This is a genomic window from Pseudomonas sp. FW507-12TSA (genome assembly GCF_058781435.1).
Genome location: NZ_JBYSWT010000029.1, coordinates 19,665 through 38,434, shown reverse-complemented (window position 1 = coordinate 38,434; position 18,770 = coordinate 19,665). Strand labels below are relative to the sequence as shown.

17 protein-coding genes are annotated in these 18,770 nt (G+C 67.0%); 5 read left to right on the top strand and 12 right to left on the bottom strand.

All coding sequences use genetic code 11. The annotated features are described in order from the left end of the window. Window positions 1–11 precede the first annotated feature (11 nt). Both AC3WK8_RS24235 and AC3WK8_RS24230 read left to right on the top strand, forming a co-directional pair. The gene (locus AC3WK8_RS24235; RefSeq protein ID WP_103326035.1) at window positions 12–995 is read left to right on the top strand and encodes a FecR family protein; all 984 of its coding nucleotides are present in this window, start codon (window positions 12–14) and stop codon (window positions 993–995) included. Between the two features lie 96 nt (window positions 996–1,091). Beyond that, window positions 1,092–3,539: a TonB-dependent siderophore receptor gene (locus AC3WK8_RS24230; protein ID WP_085600077.1), complete on the top strand. Its 2,448-nt coding sequence runs from the start codon at window positions 1,092–1,094 to the stop codon at window positions 3,537–3,539. Between the two features lie 173 nt (window positions 3,540–3,712). On the opposite strand, the gene AC3WK8_RS24225 is transcribed toward AC3WK8_RS24230, so the two are convergent. Continuing rightward, a complete protein-coding gene (locus AC3WK8_RS24225) occupies window positions 3,713–4,864 on the bottom strand; it encodes an MFS transporter (protein ID WP_022639783.1) in 1,152 nt (383 codons plus the stop codon). Window positions 4,865–5,396: 532 nt separating this feature from the next. Here AC3WK8_RS24225 and AC3WK8_RS24220 point away from each other — a divergent pair. Further along, window positions 5,397–5,864: an Lrp/AsnC family transcriptional regulator gene (locus AC3WK8_RS24220; protein WP_022639782.1), complete on the top strand. Its 468-nt coding sequence runs from the start codon at window positions 5,397–5,399 to the stop codon at window positions 5,862–5,864. 3 nt (window positions 5,865–5,867) lie between these two features. Here the strand turns inward: AC3WK8_RS24220 and AC3WK8_RS24215 are convergent, their stop codons facing one another. After that, complete coding sequence (locus tag AC3WK8_RS24215) at window positions 5,868–6,758, bottom strand: LysR family transcriptional regulator (protein ID WP_053137346.1); 891 nt, start codon at window positions 6,756–6,758, stop codon at window positions 5,868–5,870. A 99-nt stretch (window positions 6,759–6,857) separates the two neighbouring features. Between AC3WK8_RS24215 and AC3WK8_RS24210 the strand changes: the two genes are divergently transcribed. Both AC3WK8_RS24210 and AC3WK8_RS24205 read left to right on the top strand, forming a co-directional pair. Further along, window positions 6,858–7,856, top strand: coding sequence for a cyclase family protein (locus tag AC3WK8_RS24210; RefSeq protein ID WP_022639779.1), 999 nt, complete (start codon window positions 6,858–6,860; stop codon window positions 7,854–7,856). Between the two features lie 67 nt (window positions 7,857–7,923). Continuing rightward, on the top strand, window positions 7,924–8,919 hold the full coding sequence (locus tag AC3WK8_RS24205) for a diaminopimelate epimerase (protein ID WP_085600067.1): 996 nt from the start codon (window positions 7,924–7,926) through the stop codon (window positions 8,917–8,919). A gap of 38 nt (window positions 8,920–8,957) precedes the next feature. Here AC3WK8_RS24205 and codA read toward each other — a convergent pair whose 3' ends face one another. From codA to AC3WK8_RS24155, 10 genes are all read right to left on the bottom strand, one after another. Then, window positions 8,958–10,214 (bottom strand): cytosine deaminase, encoded by a 1,257-nt coding sequence (gene codA / locus AC3WK8_RS24200; protein WP_103326036.1) that lies wholly within the window; start codon window positions 10,212–10,214, stop codon window positions 8,958–8,960. Between the two features lie 138 nt (window positions 10,215–10,352). After that, complete coding sequence (gene codB, locus AC3WK8_RS24195) at window positions 10,353–11,621, bottom strand: cytosine permease (protein ID WP_103326037.1); 1,269 nt, start codon at window positions 11,619–11,621, stop codon at window positions 10,353–10,355. A gap of 194 nt (window positions 11,622–11,815) precedes the next feature. Then, on the bottom strand, window positions 11,816–12,013 hold the full coding sequence (locus AC3WK8_RS24190) for a helix-turn-helix transcriptional regulator (RefSeq protein ID WP_022639774.1): 198 nt from the start codon (window positions 12,011–12,013) through the stop codon (window positions 11,816–11,818). After that, window positions 12,010–12,384 (bottom strand): hypothetical protein, encoded by a 375-nt coding sequence (locus tag AC3WK8_RS24185; protein ID WP_103326038.1) that lies wholly within the window; start codon window positions 12,382–12,384, stop codon window positions 12,010–12,012. Before AC3WK8_RS24185 ends, AC3WK8_RS24190 begins: the two co-directional genes overlap by 4 nt. Window positions 12,385–12,466: 82 nt before the next feature. After that, a complete protein-coding gene (locus tag AC3WK8_RS24180) occupies window positions 12,467–13,090 on the bottom strand; it encodes an NUDIX hydrolase (RefSeq protein WP_085600063.1) in 624 nt (207 codons plus the stop codon). Window positions 13,091–13,191: 101 nt separating this feature from the next. Next, complete coding sequence (locus tag AC3WK8_RS24175) at window positions 13,192–14,163, bottom strand: oligopeptide/dipeptide ABC transporter ATP-binding protein (RefSeq protein WP_103326039.1); 972 nt, start codon at window positions 14,161–14,163, stop codon at window positions 13,192–13,194. After that, a complete protein-coding gene (locus AC3WK8_RS24170; RefSeq protein WP_103326040.1) occupies window positions 14,160–15,155 on the bottom strand; it encodes an ABC transporter ATP-binding protein in 996 nt (331 codons plus the stop codon). The genes AC3WK8_RS24175 and AC3WK8_RS24170 overlap by 4 nt, the downstream gene beginning before the upstream one ends. Beyond that, complete coding sequence (gene ddpC / locus AC3WK8_RS24165) at window positions 15,152–16,051, bottom strand: D,D-dipeptide ABC transporter permease (protein WP_103326041.1); 900 nt, start codon at window positions 16,049–16,051, stop codon at window positions 15,152–15,154. The genes AC3WK8_RS24170 and ddpC overlap by 4 nt, the downstream gene beginning before the upstream one ends. 1 nt (window position 16,052) lies before the next feature. Next, a complete protein-coding gene (locus tag AC3WK8_RS24160) occupies window positions 16,053–17,069 on the bottom strand; it encodes an ABC transporter permease (RefSeq protein WP_103326042.1) in 1,017 nt (338 codons plus the stop codon). Window positions 17,070–17,187: 118 nt separating this feature from the next. Further along, complete coding sequence (locus AC3WK8_RS24155; protein WP_103326043.1) at window positions 17,188–18,762, bottom strand: ABC transporter substrate-binding protein; 1,575 nt, start codon at window positions 18,760–18,762, stop codon at window positions 17,188–17,190. Between the last annotated feature and the right edge of the window lie 8 nt (window positions 18,763–18,770).

The window sequence follows — 18,770 nt, the reverse complement described above, 5'->3', positions numbered from 1 at the left end:
CAGGAATCCGCATGATGGACAGCCGCGCTTGTGCCTGTGGACAGGCCAGGGTTCGCGATGAGGCGGCGCAGTGGTTCGTGCGCCTGCAAGAGCCCGGGCTGAGCCAGGAGCAACAGGCGGATTTCCAGCACTGGCTGGCCGAACACCCGCAACACCACCATGAGTGGCAAGTGCTGCAGTCGTTGTGGGCCGCTGCCGAGCTGGTGCCGGCGGCACGCTTGCGGGCCCTGTGCGTCGAACCTGCGGCTACCGGCAGGCGGCGCCCGTGGTTGCGTGTCGCCGCGGCCGCTGCGGTGCTGGCCGTGGCGGTGGCCCTGGGTACGTTCAGCGGCCTGGGCCCGACGACTTCCTATAGCGCCAGCTTCGCCACTGCCCTGGGCGAGCGGCGCTTGGTGGCCTTGCCCGACGGCTCGCAGGTCGAACTCAACAGCCGTAGCCGGCTTCAGGTCCGTTATGCCCAGGACCAGCGCCTGGTGGAACTGGAGGAGGGCGAGGCCCTGTTCAGCGTCGAGCACGACAGCGCCCGACCCTTCGTGGTGAATGCCGGCCTGGGCAAGGTCACGGTGACCGGGACCCGTTTCGACGTGCGCCGCGACCCGCAACAGACCCGGGTCGTGGTGGCCCAGGGGCGGGTCAGGGTCCAGGGCCGACAGGCTGGCGCCGATGACTTCATCACCCTGACCCCGGGCCTTGGGACCCATGTCGACGCCCAGGGCCGGGTGGCTACGGCCTACGCGGTGAATCCCGAGAATTCGACGGCCTGGCGCCACGGCAAGCTGGTGTTCGACAACGCCCGGCTGGCCGATGTGCTGGCCGAGGTCGCGCGCTACCGCCAGCAACCGTTGCACCTGGCCAGCCCGGCGCTGGGTGAGTTGCGCCTGACCAGCGTATTCAAGTCCGATGACACCGACGCCCTGCTAAAAGCCCTGCCGAGCGTCCTGCCGGTGGCGGTACGCACCCGGGCCGACGGCAGCCAGGAAATTTTTTCCCGTTAGATTCAGGTTTTTTTTCAGTTCGTCGTCTTCTTGTCCAACGCAACTGGTTTGCATTAACAGACGCACCCTGGTGCGATCCACAGGACAGCCGCCGACGTGACAAAAATAACCGTTCTTCCTGCCGTATCACCCTTGCCCACCCGCCGCTGGCTGCCTCTGGCGCTGGCCCTGGCGGTGTCGGCCGCATTGCCCCAGGCCCAGGCCGCACAGGGCACCAATGCCATCCACATCCAGTCCCAGCCTTTGGGCCAGGCCCTGGGCCAGCTGGGTTTGCAGACTTCACTGCAACTGTTCTTCAGCCCCGAGCTGGTGGCCGGCAAGCAGGCCCCGGCGGTGGACGGCAACCTCTCCCCGGAGCAGGCCCTGGGCCAGTTGCTCCAGGGGAGTGGCCTGCAGTACCGGATCGACGGCAGCTCGGTGACCTTGAGCCCGGCCCCGGCCCCGGCTGCCGCCGGTAGCCTGCAGCTGGACTCCACCAGCATCAGCGTGGTGGGCGATTGGTTGGCCGATGCCGATGCCGAGAAAGTCCAGAACCATCCGGGGGCACGCACGGTGATCCGCCGCGAGGCCATGGTCGAGCAGGGCGCGATGAATGTCGGCGATGTGTTGCGCCGGGTGCCGGGGGTGCAGGTGCAGGACGCCAACGGTACCGGCGGCAGCGATATCGCCCTGAACGTCGGCGTGCGCGGCCTGACCTCGCGCCTGTCGCCGCGCTCCACGGTGCTGATCGACGGTGTGCCGGCGGCCTTCGCGCCCTACGGCCAGCCGCAGTTGTCCATGGCACCGATTTCCTCGGGCAACCTGGACAGCATCGATGTGGTGCGCGGCGCCGGTTCGGTACGCTACGGGCCACAGAACGTTGGCGGGGTGATCAACTTCGTGACCCGGGCCATCCCGGAGCAGGCGACCGGGGAAATCGGCACCACCCTGGAAACCTCCCAGCGTGGCGGCTGGAAGCACATCGACACGGCGTTCCTCGGCGGTACCGCCGACAACGGCCTGGGGGTGGCGCTGCTGTATTCCGGGGTCAATGGCAACGGCTACCGCGAGCGCAACAATGGCAACGACATCGACGACGTGATCCTCAAGACCCACTGGGCACCCACGGACCAGGACGATTTCTCGCTGAACCTGCATTACTACGATGCCACCGCCGACATGCCCGGCGGCTTGACCCAGAAGCAGTACGACGCCCACCCCTACGACTCCGACCGGGACTGGGACAACTTCAGTGGCCGGCGCAAGGATGTGTCGTTCAAGTACCTGCGCCAGGTGGACGACCGTACCCAGTTCGAGGTGCTGACCTACTACTCCGACAGCTTCCGTGGCAGCAACATCGCCGCCCGCGACCAGAAGACCCTGGTGTCCTACCCGCGCACCTACTACACCTTCGGCATCGAGCCCCGGGTGTCCCATGTGTTCGACCTCGGGCCCACCACCCAGGAGGTGAGTGTGGGCTACCGCTACCTGAAGGAAGGCATGCATGAGCAGGCCAGCCGCGTGGCCCTGGTGAACAACCAGCCGGTGCTGACCAAGGATGCCGATGGCCACGTCTACCAGGACCGTACCGGCGGCACCGAGGCCCATGCCTACTACATCGACGACAAGATCGACGTCGGCAACTGGACCATCACCCCGGGGATCCGCTTCGAGGACATCAGCACCCGTTGGCATGACCGGCCGGTGCCGGGCACCGATGGCGTGCGGGTCCAGGAGAAGCGCCGCAGCATCGACAGCAACGAGGCGCTGCCGGCCCTGAGCGTGATGTATCACCTGTCCGACGCCTGGAAGCTGTTCGCCAACTACGAGACCTCCTTCGGCAGCCTGCAGTACTTCCAGCTGGGCCAGGGCGGCCAAGGCGACCAGACCGCCAACGGCCTGAGCCCGGAAAAGGCCAAGACCTACGAAATCGGCACGCGCTACAACGACGATGTCTGGGGTGGCGAGGTGACCCTGTTCTACATCGACTTCGACGATGAACTGCAATACATCAGCAACGACGTGGGCTGGACCAACCTCGGCGCCACCAAGCACCAGGGTGTGGAAACCTCCATGCACTACGATCTCGCAGCCCTGGACCCACGGCTGCAAGGGCTGACCGCCAGCGCCGGCTTCACCTATACCCGGGCCAGCTACGAAGGCGAGATCCCCGGCTTCAAGGGCCGCGACCTGCCGTTCTACTCGCGCCAGGTGGCCACTCTCGGGTTGCGCTACGACATCGACCACTGGACCTACAACATCGATGCCTTCGCCCAGTCCGGGCAGCGTTCGCCAGGTACCGGGGTGAAGAGCAATGGCAGCTTCACCGGCAACTACATCACCGAGGGCAGCGCCGACGGCCAGTACGGCGACATGCCCGGTTATGTGCTGTGGAACATCCGTGGGGGCTATGACTTCGGCCCGCAGCTGTCGAACCTGAAGCTGGGCGCCGGGGTGAAGAACGTCTTCGACCGCCAGTACTACACCCGCTCCAGCGACAACAACTCGGGGATCTACGTGGGCGCGCCACGGACCTTCTTCGTCCAGGCCAGCGTCGGTTTCTGAGACGTGCCGTCGCTACTGGCTTCGTGTAGCCGCTACCGCAGGCTGCGTACGGCTGCGCAGCAGACGCTGGTGTCGTCGGCGCGTCGGGCCTGGCACGCCGGGTGCGAGGCCTGCGGGTGCTGCGCCCCTGTGCGCAGCTTCGCAGGCTCAGCAGCGGCTAGATGGCCGGGGGCTCAGACCTTGAGCACCTTGCTGCTGGCGGCCACTGCCAAGAGCGCCGCGGCGATCAGGCCGAAGGCCGCGCTCAGGCTGCTGCCATGGGCGATGAAGCCGATCACCGCCGGCCCGGCGAGGATGCCGGCGTAACCCAGGGTGGTGATGGCCGGGACGGCGATGGCCTCGGGCATGACCTTCTGCTTGCCCACCGCGGTGTACAGCACCGGCACTATGTTCGAGCATCCCGCGCCCACCAGGGCGTACCCCAGCAGCGCCGCTTCCCAGGCCGGGGCCAGGGTGGCCAGCAGCATGCCGGCCGCCGCGGTGGCACCACCGATGAAAATCACCCGACGGGCGCCCAGGCGATGGACGATGGCATCGCCGGTCAAGCGCCCGGCGGTCATGGTCAGGGCGAAGGCGGCATAACCCAGGCCGGCGTAGGCGGTATCCAGGCCGCGCTCGGCGGTGAGGAACACCGCGCTCCAGTCCAGCACCGCGCCTTCGGCCAGGAACACCACGAAGCACAGGCACCCGATGAACAGCACCACGCCGTGGGGCACGGCAAAGGCCGGTCCCGAGCTCTGGCTGCCGTAGGGCAGCATGTGCGGCGCGGACTTGGCCAGGGCCAGCAGCATCAGCACCACCGCCACCAGGGTCGCTCCCAGGGGCGACAGGCCCAGGCCCAGCAAGGCGCTGACGCCGGCGGCGCCGACGATCCCGCCGAGGCTGAACATGCCGTGGAACCCCGACATCATGGTCTTGCCGCTGGCTCGTTCGACGATCACCGCTTGCAGGTTGACCGTGGAGTCCACGGTGCCGAGCCCGGCGCCGAACATGAACAGGGCGAACATCAGCGACGGCGCCGACGCCAGGATCGCCAGCAAGGGCAGGGCAATGCAGATCAGCAAGGTGCCGGCGGCCATCACCCGCCGGCAACCATGGCGCGCGGCCAGTGCGCCGGCGATGGGCATCGCCAGGATCGAGCCCACGCCCAGGCACAACAGCAACAGGCCCAGGGTGCCTTCGTCGAGTCCGGCCCGGCTCTTGGCATAGGGCACCAGCGGCGCCCAGGCGGCGATGCCGAACCCGGCGATGAAATAGGCCACGCGGGTGGACATCTGTTCGAGGCGGCCGGGGGTGGCCTGGAAGTGGGTGTTGCTGGCAGTCATAAAAATCCTTGCTGGCCGGGCATCGTGCGGGGGGCGCCGCTCGTGCCGTTTCGCCGACCCTGTGTTGGTAGGGGCAGTGTCGGTGGCGTCTTCAATATTGATCAGGAGCATGGGCGAACGGACATCCAGGGCCGGCCATGGGGCGGTTGCCTGAACCGCCCACGGCGGCGGATTAGCCGGCCGCCTGCGGTCGAGCCGTTCGCTGCCGGCCGCCAGGTAGCGCAGGGCACCCCATGCGGCCGAGTCGGGGATTGTGACAAATCTGGCGAGCCAAGGTTGCAGAAATCACCAGGCCAGTCCTGCTTGCGATGAGCGTCGCGGTCGATCAGCCCAGGGGCGTGGAACAGGTGCCGTGCTGCCCGGGCAACCCTTCCTCCGGACGCAGCGCAGGAGCCGGCAAGTGCTTGAAGCTGCCACCGGACCAGCTCGCAGGGCCGGAATAAACTTGCGCGGGCCGGGCGTCGGTTACGCATAATCGCGCGCCGTCGCGCAATATCATTCCACCCATGCCTGCCGTACCCGGAGCCCCATCATGACCACCAGCCTCGACGCCTACGACCTCAAGCTGCTCGCCGAGCTGCAGCGCGATGCCAGCACCGCGCAGAGCGAACTGGGGTTGCGGGTCAACCTGTCCACCGCAGCGGTCAACCGGCGCCTCAAGCGCCTGGCCGAGGAAGGGGTGATCGAACGCTATACGGCGGTGGTCGCCCCCGATGCCCTGGGCCATGAGCTGAGCATCATCGTCGAGGTGGAGGTGGAGAGTGAGCGGGTCGACCAGCTCGATGCGCTCAAGCGCAGCTTCCAGGCCTGTCCCCAGGTCCAGCAGTGCTACTACGTGGCCGGCGAGTGCGACTTCGTGCTGATCTTCTGCGTGCGCAGCATGGCCCAGTACAACCAGCTGACCCGCGAGCTGTTCTTCGACAACGCCAACGTCAAGCGCTTCAAGACCCTGGTGGCGATGAACCGGGTCAAGGTCGGGCTGGAAGTCCCCACCGCCTGAGACTCAGCCTTGCTGCAGGGCCTGGACCAGGAAGTCGACGAATACCCGGACCTTCTGCGACAGGTGCCTCTGGCTGGGATACAGGGCATAGATGTGCCTGCTGGGCAGGCTTTGTTCCGGCAACAGCCGCTGCAACTGGCCGCTGTCGAGCAGCGGTTGGGCGACGAAGCCGGGCAGGGCGCCGATGCCCAGGCCGGCCACCAGCATGTCGGCCAGCATCAGGCTGTTGTCCACCGCGAAGTGCACTGGCAGCTCCAGCCGGGTTTGCCCTTCGGGACCTTCCAGTTGCCAGCGCCCGGGGTGCTCGGCCAGGCGATAGGCCAGCCAGCGATGCCGGTGCAGGTCGGCGATGCCCACCGGCGCGCCCTGGGCCTGGAGGTAGGCCGGCGCGGCGCAGATCACCTGCTCGACCTGGCCCAGGTGGCGGGCGATCAGCGATGAGTCTTCCAGTTGGCGGCGGATCCGCAGCGACACGTCGAAACCCTCGCCCACCACATCCAGCACCTGGTCGTTGAGGGTCAGGTCCACTTGCAGTTGCGGATAGCGCTGCATGAAGGCCACCAGGATCGGCGACAGCACCTTGAGCCCGAACGACAGCGGCGCGTTGACCCGCAGGCGCCCGCCGGGCTCGCTCGATCCGGCCTGGGTGGCGCGTTCCAGGGCGTCCAGTTCGTCCAGCAGGTGGCAGCACTCGGTGAAGTAGCTTTGCCCGGCTTCCGAAAGGCTCATGCGCCGGGTGGTACGCAGGATCAACAAGCTGCCCAGGCGCTCTTCCAGCTGCCGGACCTGCTTGCTCACCGCGGCGGTGGACTGCCCGAGGTCGGCGGCGGCGAGGCTGAAACTGGCGCGTTCCACCACCCGGCGAAAGGTGCGCATGGCCATCAGTACATCCATATTGTTTCCCTTGAGTTGAATATCTATTCACCAATCGGCTGATTATCTCTGAATAGCCGCCCAATACCATGGCCACTTCTATTTCAAAGGAGTGTTGTCATGGGTATCCGCGCAATGTCGAAAATCCTTCCCGGGGTCCTCGCCCTGTCGCTCGTCAGCGCCGCTTGCAGCGCCGCCACCGCGCAGCAGCCAGACGTGGGCATCAGCCCCTGGGGGCCGAAGGACGAGATCGGCCGCCTGAACCTGATCACCCCCGAATCGCGAGCGGCGATCATGTCCCGGGTCAGCGGCGAGCAGGCCTACGACCTGGCGGTGGACTACTTCGTCGGCATGCCCAGCTGGCAGGCCGCCGGCGATCCGCCGTACCAGATGTGGATGACCCACACCCCCCACGGCAATGTGATCGCCGACCCGATGCAGGTCGGCGAGCCGATGAACCAGCACGTCAGCTACAGCGGTTCGGCGGTGTCGATGTACGCCCACATGGGCACCCATATCGACGCCCTCAACCACTTCGGGCTCAACGGCAAGATCTGGAACGGCTTCCGCGCCGACCAACACCTGGGCGACCGGGGCTGGAACGTCACCGGGGCCGAGAAGCTGCCACCGATCATTGCCCGTGGGGTGATGATCGATGTGGCCGCGGCCAAGGGCCTGGACCAGTTGGCCGACAGCTATCGGGTGACCCGCGCCGATCTCAAGCAGGCCCTGGCCAAGCAGAAGGTGGCCCTGGAGAAGGGCGATGTGGTGTTGATCCGCACCGGGCGCATGCGTGACTACGAGAACGCCCAGGTGTACATGGCCAACCCGCCGGGCCTGAGCCTGGATGCCGCCAAGTTCCTGGTGGAAGAGGGCGGTGCCATGGTGGTGGGGGCCGACAACCTGAGCTTCGAGACCTTCCCGTCCGAGGTCGAGGGCAACTACCTGCCACTGCACACCTATCTGCTGGCGATGCAGGGCGCGCCGATCATGGAGTTGGTGAATCTCGAGGGCCTGGCCCGGGACAAGGTCTACCAGTTCGCCTTCATCGGTGCCTCGCTCAAGCTGCGGGGTGCCGATGCGGCGCCGATCCGGCCGATGGCCCTGCCGATTCGCTGATCGATCCTCTGGTACAGCCGCGGCATTGGTCGTAATGTCAGCGGCTGGTTTTTTCGGAGATGGGGCGATGGCGGCGTTCTACGATGCACGGGGCAATATCTATGGCGTGGTCTCGCCGGCGGCGTTGCGGCGCCTGGGGGTGGCCCTGCCGGGCACTGCGGCCCAGGCGGCGCGGGATCGACGGCTATGGGCCGAGCAGGCCATCGCCGCCTTGTGCGACTGGGCGCCGGGCAGCCGCCCGGCCGGAGCCAAGGCCCACCGCAGCGATGGCCTGCTGGTGGGGCCGTTCCAGGAGGCGGCGCCGTTCGACCTGCTGATCGTCAACACCGACGGCACCCTGGCCGAGCGCAGCGGCAACGGCCTGACGATCTTCTCCCAGGCCCTCACCGAGCAAGGGTTGCTGCCGGACCCGGGGCAGACTGTGTTGCAGGTCCATCACGACCAGGGCGCCGGCCTCTCGCCAGTGGCCACGGTCGTGGAGCCAGCCCAGGTGACGGGTGTGCAGGGCTTCTGGCTGGATCTCGGGCAACCGGCGTTCGGTCCCGAGGCGGTGGCGGCCCTGGGCGTCGAGGCAGTGACGTTCAATGGACGCCAACTGAGCCAGGTCAGCCCGTTGCAGGCCTTGAACCCGCAATGGGAATACAGCCAGTTCGTGCGGGTCGGCAATCCCCATTGCGTGACCCTGGTGGATGAGGCCGGCGCCTTGCCGGACAACCGCCAGATGCTTGAGTCGCCCCTGGCCGAGAGCCTGACCGCCACGGCCTTCGCCTTGCCGGTGGGCAGTGGCGAGCCGTGCCCGGCCGGGGTCAACCTGCAATGGGCGGCGCGCGAATCGGGGCAACGCATCGTGGCCCGGGTGTTCGAGCGGGGCGAGGGGCCGACGGCGTCCTCCGGCACCAGTGCCAGTGCCGTGGCCTGCGCCGCCTGGCGAGTGGGTTGGGTCAAGGCCGGCGAGGTCCAGGTGGTGATGCCGGGCGGCACCGCGCCGTTGCGCCTGGAAGAGTGCGATGGAGTGCTGCGCCGCGTGAGCCTGTTCGGCACCGCCCAGCGCATGTCCCTGTAGCCGTCGTCGAGTTGGCGAGGCTGCGCCGCGGCCCTGGGCTACAGCGGGGTGTCCTGCAACTGCACCTGGGCCATCTGGCGTTGCATCAGCACCTTGCCGTGGCGGATCGAATACAGCGGCAGGCCCTGGCTGCGGAGCATTTCGTAGTCGCTGTCGGCGGACAGGATCAGCAGGTTCGCCGGGCGTCCCTCCTCCAGGCCGTAGCCATCGCCCAGGGCCAGGGCCTTGGCGCTATTGTCGGTGACCAGGTCCAGGGCGCCTTGCAGGTTGCTGTAACCGAGCATGTGGCAGATGTGCAAACCGGCTTCCAGCACCCGCAGGATGTTGCCGTTGCCCAGGGGATACCAGGGGTCGACGATGGAGTCCTGGCCGAAGCAGACGTTCATGCCCGCATCCAGCAGCTCCTTGACCCGGGTGACCCCGCGGCGCTTGGGAAAGGTGTCGAAGCGGCCCTGCAGGTGGATGCTCTCGGTCGGGCAGGAGACGAAGCTGATCCCGGAATGCCCCAGCAAGCGGAACAGCTTGGCGCAGTAGGCGTTGTCGTAGGAACCCATGGCCGTGGTGTGGCTGGCGGTGACCCGCGAGCCCATGTCGCGGCTGCGAGCCTCTTCGGCCAGCACCTCGAGAAAGCGCGAGTGCGGGTCATCGGTCTCGTCGCAATGCACGTCCACCAGGCAGCCGGTGCGTTCGGCCAGGTCCATGAGGAACTTCACCGAACTCACGCCCTGGTCGCGGGTGTATTCGAAATGCGGGATGCCGCCCACCACGTCGGCCCCCAGGGCAATGGCTTGCTCCATCAGTTGGCGGCCATTGCGAAACGACTCGATGCCTTCCTGGGGAAAGGCGACGATCTGCAAGTCCACCAGGTGCCGGGCCTGCTCGCGGACTTCGAGCATGGCCTTGAGCGCGGTCAGGTCGGGGTCGGTGACATCGACATGGGTACGCACCTGCTGGATGCCATGGGCGGCCAGGGCGCGCAGGGTCTTGTGGGCCCGGATGCGGGTGTCTTCGGCGGTGATGCTGGCCTTGCGCTCCCCCCAGCACTCGATGCCTTCGAACAGCGTGCCGCTCATGTTCCAGCGTGGCTCGCCGGCGGTGAGGGTGGCGTCCAGGTGGATATGTGGCTCGACGAAAGGCGGTACCACCAGGTTGCCGCCGGCATCCAGGTGCTCCGGGCCGTGGGCCGGCACCGGAGGCTGCTGCTCCTGGGGCAGGATGCGGGCGATGCGCCCGTGTTCCAGGTGCAGTTGGTGCAGGCCTTCACGGTGGCGCAGGCGGGCGTTGGTGATCAGCATCGGGGTGGTTCCTCGGAGCGGTCGGAAAGGTTGCCGCCGGATCCGGGCCCTGGCCCTGGTCCGGCGGTCATGTTCTGGATGAGGCCATGATAGACCTGCGGCGCAGCGGATAGACAACAGCGCTGGGTGGCTGTCGGGTCAAGCCGTGTCGGCGGCGATCGGCGCGCGCCCGCCCAGGAGCGTCCTGAACAGGACGTAGCCCAGGCTGGCGACACCGATGCCCACCAGCGGCGCGACCCACGGCGAGCAGAACGCGGCCAGGGTGCCGAGGCCATAGGCCCCGAGGCCAGGCCAGTTCCAGGCCGGCAGCTGGCTCTGGGCCAGGCGCGGGTAGCGACCGCGCCAGCGATAGAAGAAGTCGGCCATGATCACTCCGCCAATCGGCGGGATCACCGTGCCCAGCAGGATCAGGTAGGGCACCAGCAGGTCGTACATGCCGAGCATCGCCAGCAGGGCACCGATCACGGCACCGACCAGGGTCACGGTCTTGCGTCGGTCGGTGCGCAGCAGGTTGCAGCCGGCCACCGCGAAGTTGTAGATGGTGTTGTCCTGGGTGCTCCAGATATTCAGCAGCAACATGGCCATGGCGGCCATGGCAAAGCCCTGCAGCAGCAGGACTTCGACCACGTCCGGCTGCTGGTAGACGATGGCGCCATAGGCGCCGATCAGCACCATCAGGCCGTTGCCGATGAAGAAGCCGATCAGGCTGGCTCTGATGGCGACCTTGGCCGAGCGCGAGAACCGGGTCCAGTTGGTGGCCTGGGTCGCGCCGCTGACGAAGGTGCCGAACACCAGGGTGATGGCGGTGGACAGGTCCAGTGCGCCGCTGGGTTGCCGTGCCAGCAGGCCGTCGAGCCCGCCGACCTGCTCGGTGGCGGTCCACAGCGAGAGCACCAGCAGCAGGCCCATGGCCGGGACCGCGATCCAGGACAAAAGCTCCAGCCCGCGATAACCGATGTAGGCGGTGGCGCAAAAGCCCATGCCGAACAGCAGCATCAACCCCAGCACCGCGCCCTGGTCGAGCTGGAAGTACTTGCCCAGTACCACGGCGGCGGTGGCGGTGCCCCAGGCATACCAGCCGATCTGGGTGAAGCCCAGGATCAGGTCGCTGAGCTTGCTGCCTCGCTCGCCGAAGCAGAAGCGCCCCATCAAGGCGGAGTTGAGCCCGCTGCTGAAGGCGATGTAGCCCAGGATTGCGGCGTACAGCCCCAGCAGCAGGTTGCCGAGGACGATCACCGCCAAGAGGGTGGGGAAGTCGTAGGCCACGCCCAGCTTGCCGCCGGCGAACATGGTCGCGGTGAAGAAGGTGAAGCCCAGCAGCACCATGGCCATCGAGGCCAGGCCCTTGCGGGCATGCTGCGGGACTTCGCTCAAGGGGTAGTCGTTGCCGGGTGCGTGCTGGGTCATGGCCTGTCCCTGGTTTGATTGGCGCGACGCGGTGTTGCAGGTGCCGTGCCATTCTCGACGGCCATGGCTGGACGCCGCCGCTGGAGCCGGGGCGCTCCAGCAGTTATAGCCAATCCCCGGGTAAAGACGTTGAAGCACGCTGGGGTAAAACGGTGCGCAGCCCGGCGCAACAGGCCAGGGCGCACCGATAGAGGTCAGTCCGGGTCCGGGCTGAAAATATCTTCGATGGGCATCTGGAAAGCCCGCGCGATCTTGAAGGCCAGGGGCAGGCTGGGGTCGTAGCGGCCGGTCTCGATGGCGTTCACCGTCTGGCGCGACACCTCGAGCCGGGTGGCCAGCTCGGCCTGGGACCAGCCTTGCCGGGTGCGCAGTTCGCGTACCTGGTTGTTCATTGGTAGCGCCGCATGCCGAGCACCGTGGCCAGGGCCCAGATCAGGCCCATCAGCGGCCACACGTAGAACATCGACAACCTGGGCAGGCCGACGGTCTCCAGGAAGCCGTAGCTGAAGGTGATCAGCGCGGTGCAGACGAAGGACAAGGCCAGGGCCTCGAGCTGGACGCGCCGGACCATTTCGTCCAGGCGCCGCAACTGCCGGACCACCGCCAGGGCCATGGCGATCATCGGCACTACCGGTACCAGGGCCAGGGCGATCTTGCCCGGGCCCGACGCCATGCCTTCCAGCCAATGGCTGCTGAGCACCACACAGGCGATATAGGCCAGCAGGGTCAAGGTGAATTCCACGAGGTAACGCTTGGCGCCCATGGGCGATCTCCTGATGTAAAGTGAGCTTTACATTAGGTGGAACGACACACCGGTGTCAAGCTCACTTTACATCGGCTGGTGCTCAGTCGAATTGCACTCGCGCGGTCTTGCCCTGGTGGAAGTCGAACGCTTCGTGGATGTCCCGCTCCACGGTGCGCCCCTGGGATAGCGGCGGCAGTTGGTCCAGGGCAAAGAAGCCGGCCTCGCTGGCCTCGCTACCGGCCACCGGTGCCCGGCGCTGTTGCCGGTCGCAGAGGAAATACAGCTTGTAGAAATCGCGATGGTCGGCCTTGTAGGGGCCCTTGGCCTTGTGCCGGATGCTGTACAGGCCGCGTACGGCCACCTCGATCCCGGCCTCTTCGTGGATTTCCTTGATCACGTTCTCGCTGGCCGACAGGCCGACATCGGCAAAGCCGCCGGGCAAGGCCCAGAGACCGTCGGTCGTCTCCCGTACCAGGAGGATCTTGTGGTCCTCGATCAGTGCGCCGCGCACTTCCACCATGGGCGTCGAATAGCGCTGGGCGAAGTCCGATACCAGTTCGGTGATGCGTTCCAGCGGCACGTTGCCCAGCTGCGCGAGCATCTGGTGGGCGATCTCGGCGACTTCCCGGTAGCGCTCGCGATCGTGGGCATCCTTGCAGAAATGCAGGCCGGTGGAGGCGATGGCCTGCAGGCGTTTGGCGTGGGTCAGCCAGCTGCTTTCCATGGGAGGGGTTCCTGCAACGTCAGAGACAAGGCGCTTGTTTTAAGCCCTTGGCGCGCAGGGAGCAAGCACCACGCCGTGGTCGGCGGCGTGGTGCCGGAACTTCAGCTCCCGGCGCTTTGCCGGTGGCAGCGTACTTGCCGGGTGGCATCGCCCAGCAGTTGCTGCGACAGCTCGCAGCCCGGGCCGTGGCGGCTGCAGCGGTCGAAGAAGAAGCAGCCGCCGGGCAGCTTGCGGTTGCCCGGCAGCTCGGTGGGCGCCGACAGCTGGCTGTCCGCCAGGGGCGCGCCGAGGCGCGGCACCGCATCCAGCAGCAGTTGGGTGTAGGGATGGCGCGGGCGCTCCAGCACCTGTTCGGCGCTGCCCAGCTCGACGATCTGCCCCAGGTACATCACCGCCACCCGATCGGCCATGTGCCGCACCACCGAGACGTTGTGGGAGATCAGCACGAAGGTCAGGCCACGGCTGCGTTGCAGGTCCGCCAGCAGGTTGAGGATCTGCGCCTGCACCGAGATGTCCAGGGCCGAGGTCGGCTCGTCGAGGACGATGATGTCCGGGTTCGACGCCAGGGCGCGGGCAATGGCGATGCGCTGGCGCTGGCCACCGGAGAACTGGTGCGGGTAGCGCTCCAGGTATTCGCCACGGATGCCCACCTGTTGCGCCACCTTGGCGGCGATCTCGCGCATCTGCGCGGCCGGGGTGTTGCCCAGGGCGAACAGCGGCTCGGTGATGATCTTCCAGATCGGCAGGCGCGGATCGAGGGACGATTGCGGGTCCTGGAACACGATCTGCACGTGGTTGTGGCGCTCGCGGTCGCTGGCATAGGCCCAGCGCAGGTCGCCGCTGCTGGGCTTGACCAGGCCCATGAGCAGTTGCGCCAGGGTGCTCTTGCCGCAGCCGGACTCGCCGACGATGCCCAGGGTTTCCCCCGGGCGCAGTTCCAGGTCGATGCCGTTCAGGGCATGGGCGAAGGCCCGGGGTCGGCCCAGCCAGTCATTGCTCAGGGGAAAGCGCACTTGCACATCGTTGAGGCGCAGCAGCGGCGCGTTGTCGGTTTGCGCGGTGGTGGCGGTCATTGGGCGGACTCCGGGGCGGCCAGCCAGCAGGCACTCTTGCGCTGCTCGCTGGCGTTGATCGAATGCAGCGGTGGCCGTTGGGCACACAGCGCCATGGCCTGCGGGCAGCGTTCGCGAAAGGTGCAGCCAGCGGGCAGGTGGGCGAGGTTGGGCACCTGCCCGGGAATGGTCAGCAGCGGTGCGCCGGGGGCGACCTGTTCCGGCAGGCCGCTGAGCAGGCCACGGGTGTAGGGGTGTTGCGGGTCGAGCATGACCTGGGCAGTGCTGCCCTGTTCCACCACGGCGCCGGTGTACATCACATAGACCCGGTCGCAGAATTGCGAGACCACCGCCATGTCGTGAGTGATCAGGAGGATTGCGGTGCCCCGTTGCCTGGCCTTCTCGCGCAGCAACAGCAGCACTTGGCGCTGCACGGTCACGTCCAGGGCGGTGGTCGGTTCATCGGCAATCAGCAACTGCGGGTCGCAGGAAAACGCCAGGGCGATCATCACTCGCTGGCGCATGCCGCCAGACAGCTCGAAGGGGTAGGCCTGCAGCACCTGCTCGGGGTCGGCGATGTGCATGTCGCGCAGCAGGTCGATGGCCCTGGCCCGGGCCTGCTCCTGGCTCACTCGCTGGTGATGGACGATCACGTCGAGCATCTGCCGGCCGATGCGCCGGGTCGGGTTGAGGGCGGTCATTGGCTCCTGGAAGATCATCGCCGCGTCGCGGCCGCGGATCTTCAGCAGCTGTTTTTCCGGGGTCGCGAGCATGTCGCGGCCCAGCAGGCTCAAGCTGCCGGAGGTGATGCGGTAGCTGCGCTCGGGTAGCAGGCGCAGGCTGAGCATGGCGGTCACCGACTTGCCCGAGCCGGACTCGCCGACCACGCCGACGATCTCCCCCGGGTTGACGTGCAGCGACACGCCGTTGAGGGCCTGCACATGGCTGCGGTAGGCGGGGAATTCCAGGCTCAGGTTGTCGATGTTGAGAACGGCGGATGAGCTCATGGTCATTTCCCCTGTTGCCGTGGGTCGAGCAGGTCACGGATGCCGTCACCCAGCAGGTTGAAACCGGTGGCGGTGAACAGGATCGCCAGCCCGGGAAAGGTCGAGTACCACCAGTTGTCGAGGATGAAGTTGCGCCCGGTAGCCACCATCGCCCCCCATTCGGCGGTGGGCTGCTGCGCCCCCAGGCCGATGAAGCCCAGGGCCGAGGCCATGAGGATGGCGCTGCCGATGTCCAGGCTCAGTTGCACCAGCAGCGGCGGCATGGCGTTGCGCCCCACGTGCCAGCTGACGATATGCCAGCGCCCGGCGCCGTAGGTCTGGGCCGCCTTGACGTAGCCCATCTGGCGGATGCTCAGGGCCTGGCCCCGGGCCAGGCGCACATAGAAGGGAATGCGCACCAGGGTGATCGCCAGCATGGCGTTGAACAGGCTCGGGCCCAGGGCGGCGGCCAGGGCCATGATCAGCACCAGCGACGGCACCGAGAGCATGATGTCCATCAGGCGCATGACCAGGCTGTCCAAGCGCCCGCCGATGATCCCCGACAGGCAGCCCAACAGGCCCCCGGCCAGGCACGAGGCGAAGGCCACGAACAGGCCTACGCCCACCGACTGGCGGCTGCCGTGGAGCACCCGGCTGAACAGGTCGCGGCCGACTTCGTCGGTGCCGAACCAGTGGCTGGCGCTGGGGGCGGCCAGGCGCTGGGCCAGGTTCAGGGTGTTGGGGTCATGGCTCGACAGCCAGGGGGCGAAGGCCATGCACAGCAGCACCAGCAGGGTCATGCACAGCCCGGCGATGGTCAGCGGGCTTTGCCGCACGCGGTAGCCCAGGTAGGCCAGGCGGGTGCGCCAGCCGCTGGCCTGGGCCGTGGGTGGCGACAGGGGAATGTTCAAGGGAGCGGACATCTCAACTTACCTCGCCAATGCGTGGATCGATCACCCGGTACAGCAGGTCGATCGCCATGTTCAGCAGCACATAAATGAACGACACCAGGATGGCGAAGCCCATCACCGCGGGGAAATCCAGGGCCTGGATCGACTTCACCACATAGGCGCCCATGCCCGGCCAGGCGAACACCGTCTCGGTCAGCACCGCGCCGTACAGCAGGTCGCCGAGGGTCAGGCCGAGCACCGTCACCGAGGGGATCAGGGCGTTGGGCAGGGCGTGGCGCAGAATCACCGCCCAGCGCGACAGGCCGTAGGCTCGGGCGGTACGGATGTAGTCCTCGCCCAGTTGATCGAGCATGGCCGAGCGGATCTGCCGCGCCACCACCCCGAGGTTGACGAAGCCCAGGGTCGCCGCCGGCAGGATCAGGTGCTGCAGGGCATTGCAAAACAGCGGGATGTCCCCGGCCAGCAGCGAGTCGAGCAGGTAGAAACCGCTGAGCGCCGGCGGCGGCTCCAGGCCCTCGTCCAGGCGCCCGCTGCCGGGCAGCCAACCGAGGTGGCCGTAGAACAGCAGGATCAGCCCCAGGCCCAGCCAGAACGCCGGGGTGGAAATCCCGGTGACCGCCAGTGTGCGGGCGATCTGGTCGATGAAGCGGTTGTGATAGACCGCCGACAACACCCCCAGCGGCACGCCCACCAGCACCGACAGCAGCAGGGCGGCCAGGGCCAGCTCCAGGGTCGCCGGGAAGAAGTTCTGCAGGTCTTCCAGTACCGGGCGGCTGGTGCGGATCGAGGTGCCCAGGTCGCCGTGCAGCAGGTCGAGCATGTAGCGCCCGTACTGCTGGTACAGCGGCAGGTCCAGGCCCAGCTGATGGCGAATGTTTTGCACTATGGCATCGCTGGCCCGGTCGCCGGCGATCAGCCGCGCCGGGTCACCGGGAATCAGGTGCGAGATGGTGAAGGTAATCAGCGAAACCCCGACCACGACCAGCAACAGGCCGAGCAGGCGTTTGCGCAACATATTCAGGAAGGCCATGAGGCAACCTCGTTAACGCTTGACGAACGGCGGGGAGCACGACGACGTCCCGCCGGGAACACGGCAACCCGGCGCCGACCCGGTTCAGGGGGCGGCGAAGGGCACTGCAGGCGCGGTCCTACTTGCTGATTTCAGCGATGTTGAACACCTGTTCCAGCATCGGATGGAACACGTAGCCCTTCACCGCATCACGCATCGGCAGGCTGTAGTTCTTCTGGTACAGGTAGGCATAGACGTTGTCCTTGAGGACGATCTTCTGCGCGCGCTGGTACAGCTCGATGCGCTGGGCTGTGTCGTTGGTGGCCGCCGCCTCGCGGATCAGGCTGTCCACCTCGGGGTTGCTGTAGAACGCGCGGTTGCCCGGCAGGCCCTGCAGGCTGGAGTCGAACCAGAAGTTCATGAACATGTAGGGGTCGGCGAAGTCCGGGCTCCAGGAGCCGATGGCCACGTCGTAGTCACCCTTGCCGACCCGCTCGCGCATGGTGGCGTTGGCCAGTTTTTCCATCTTCAGGTTGATGCCCAGGGGCGCCAGGCCCGCTTGCAGGGTCAGGCCGATGGACTCCCAGTTGGCGTCCTTGTCCGAGTAGAGGTAGGTCAGGTTGCTGATTTTCTGCGGGACTTTGGCCAGGCTGGCCTTGGCGCCGTCGAGGTTCTGCTGCATCAGCGGCAGGCTCGGGTCGTGGGCCCACATGCCGTCGGGGATCGGCCCGTTCATCAGCTTGGCCTGGCCCTTGAGGATGCCGTCGACGATGCCCTTGTAGTCGATGGCCTGGACCAGTGCCTGGCGTGCCTCGACGTTGTTCAGGGGCGCACGCTGGTTGTTCAGGTACAGGTAGTTGACCCGCAGCGAGGGGAAGGTCTGGATCACCACTCCGGACTTGCCGGCCAGGGTGCCGAGCTGGTCCTCGGGCATGTCCTCGATGATGTCCAGGTCGCCGCGTTCCAGTTGCAGGCGGCGCACCGAAGCCTCGCTGATGATCTTGATCACCACCTTGTTCAGGCTCGGCTTGGGGCCGGCGTAGTAGCTGTTGGGCTCCAGCGTCAGCGACTGGCCCTTCTGCCAGTTGCTCAGGCGGAAGGCCCCGGAGCCGGCGGTGTGGGTCGACAGATAGGCGTTGACGTCCTCGCCCTTGTTGGCCACGTCCGGGTTGATGATGCCGCCGCCATTGTGGGCCAGGGTGTAGAGGAAGGGCGCGTAGGGCTTCTTCAGGGTGAAGCGCACGGTCAGCGGGTCGACCACGGCCACGCTCATGTCATCCGGGAAGGCCCCGGACGGGCCTTGCTTGAGTTGCATCAGCCGGTCGAAGGAGAACTTCACCGCGGCGGCGTCCACCGGCTTGCCGTCGTCGAATTTATTGCCGGGCTTGAGCTTGAAGTCCCAGGTCAGGTTGTCGGCGGAGGTGCTCCAGCTCTCGGCCAGGTCGCCCTGGACTTCGGTGCTGCCCTTGCCGTTATCGACCTTGTAGGTCACCAGCTTCTGGTAGGCCGGGTAGGTCACGGCCCAGTCGTTGTTATCGATGGTCACGGCCGGGTCGAGGGTCTGCGGGTCGGCGGCCTTGCCGATCATCAGGGTGTCCTTGGGCGCGGCGGCGCTGGCCGCCTGCCAGGTGCCCAGGCTCAGGGCGGCGCACAGCAGCGACAGGGCGACACGGGTGGACAGGCGCACATCAGGGTGATTGCGGTTAGGGGTCATGCCGGTTT

Excerpts from the sequence above, each read along its gene's own strand:
- AC3WK8_RS24170 (WP_103326040.1), bottom strand. The coding sequence starts at position 15,155 with ATGACCATGAGCTCATCCGCCGTTCTCAACATCGACAACCTGAGCCTG.
- AC3WK8_RS24235 (WP_103326035.1), top strand. The coding sequence starts at position 12 with ATGATGGACAGCCGCGCTTGTGCCTGTGGACAGGCCAGGGTTCGCGAT.
- AC3WK8_RS24225 (WP_022639783.1), bottom strand. The coding sequence starts at position 4,864 with ATGACTGCCAGCAACACCCACTTCCAGGCCACCCCCGGCCGCCTCGAA.
- ddpC (WP_103326041.1), bottom strand. The coding sequence starts at position 16,051 with ATGTCCGCTCCCTTGAACATTCCCCTGTCGCCACCCACGGCCCAGGCC.
- AC3WK8_RS24190 (WP_022639774.1), bottom strand. The coding sequence starts at position 12,013 with ATGAACAACCAGGTACGCGAACTGCGCACCCGGCAAGGCTGGTCCCAG.
- AC3WK8_RS24175 (WP_103326039.1), bottom strand. The coding sequence starts at position 14,163 with ATGACCGCCACCACCGCGCAAACCGACAACGCGCCGCTGCTGCGCCTC.
- AC3WK8_RS24180 (WP_085600063.1), bottom strand. The coding sequence starts at position 13,090 with ATGGAAAGCAGCTGGCTGACCCACGCCAAACGCCTGCAGGCCATCGCC.
- AC3WK8_RS24220 (WP_022639782.1), top strand. The coding sequence starts at position 5,397 with ATGACCACCAGCCTCGACGCCTACGACCTCAAGCTGCTCGCCGAGCTG.
- codB (WP_103326037.1), bottom strand. The coding sequence starts at position 11,621 with ATGACCCAGCACGCACCCGGCAACGACTACCCCTTGAGCGAAGTCCCG.
- AC3WK8_RS24205 (WP_085600067.1), top strand. The coding sequence starts at position 7,924 with ATGGCGGCGTTCTACGATGCACGGGGCAATATCTATGGCGTGGTCTCG.
- AC3WK8_RS24215 (WP_053137346.1), bottom strand. The coding sequence starts at position 6,758 with ATGGATGTACTGATGGCCATGCGCACCTTTCGCCGGGTGGTGGAACGC.
- AC3WK8_RS24185 (WP_103326038.1), bottom strand. The coding sequence starts at position 12,384 with ATGGGCGCCAAGCGTTACCTCGTGGAATTCACCTTGACCCTGCTGGCC.
- AC3WK8_RS24210 (WP_022639779.1), top strand. The coding sequence starts at position 6,858 with ATGGGTATCCGCGCAATGTCGAAAATCCTTCCCGGGGTCCTCGCCCTG.
- AC3WK8_RS24160 (WP_103326042.1), bottom strand. The coding sequence starts at position 17,069 with ATGGCCTTCCTGAATATGTTGCGCAAACGCCTGCTCGGCCTGTTGCTG.
- AC3WK8_RS24155 (WP_103326043.1), bottom strand. The coding sequence starts at position 18,762 with ATGACCCCTAACCGCAATCACCCTGATGTGCGCCTGTCCACCCGTGTC.
- codA (WP_103326036.1), bottom strand. The coding sequence starts at position 10,214 with ATGCTGATCACCAACGCCCGCCTGCGCCACCGTGAAGGCCTGCACCAA.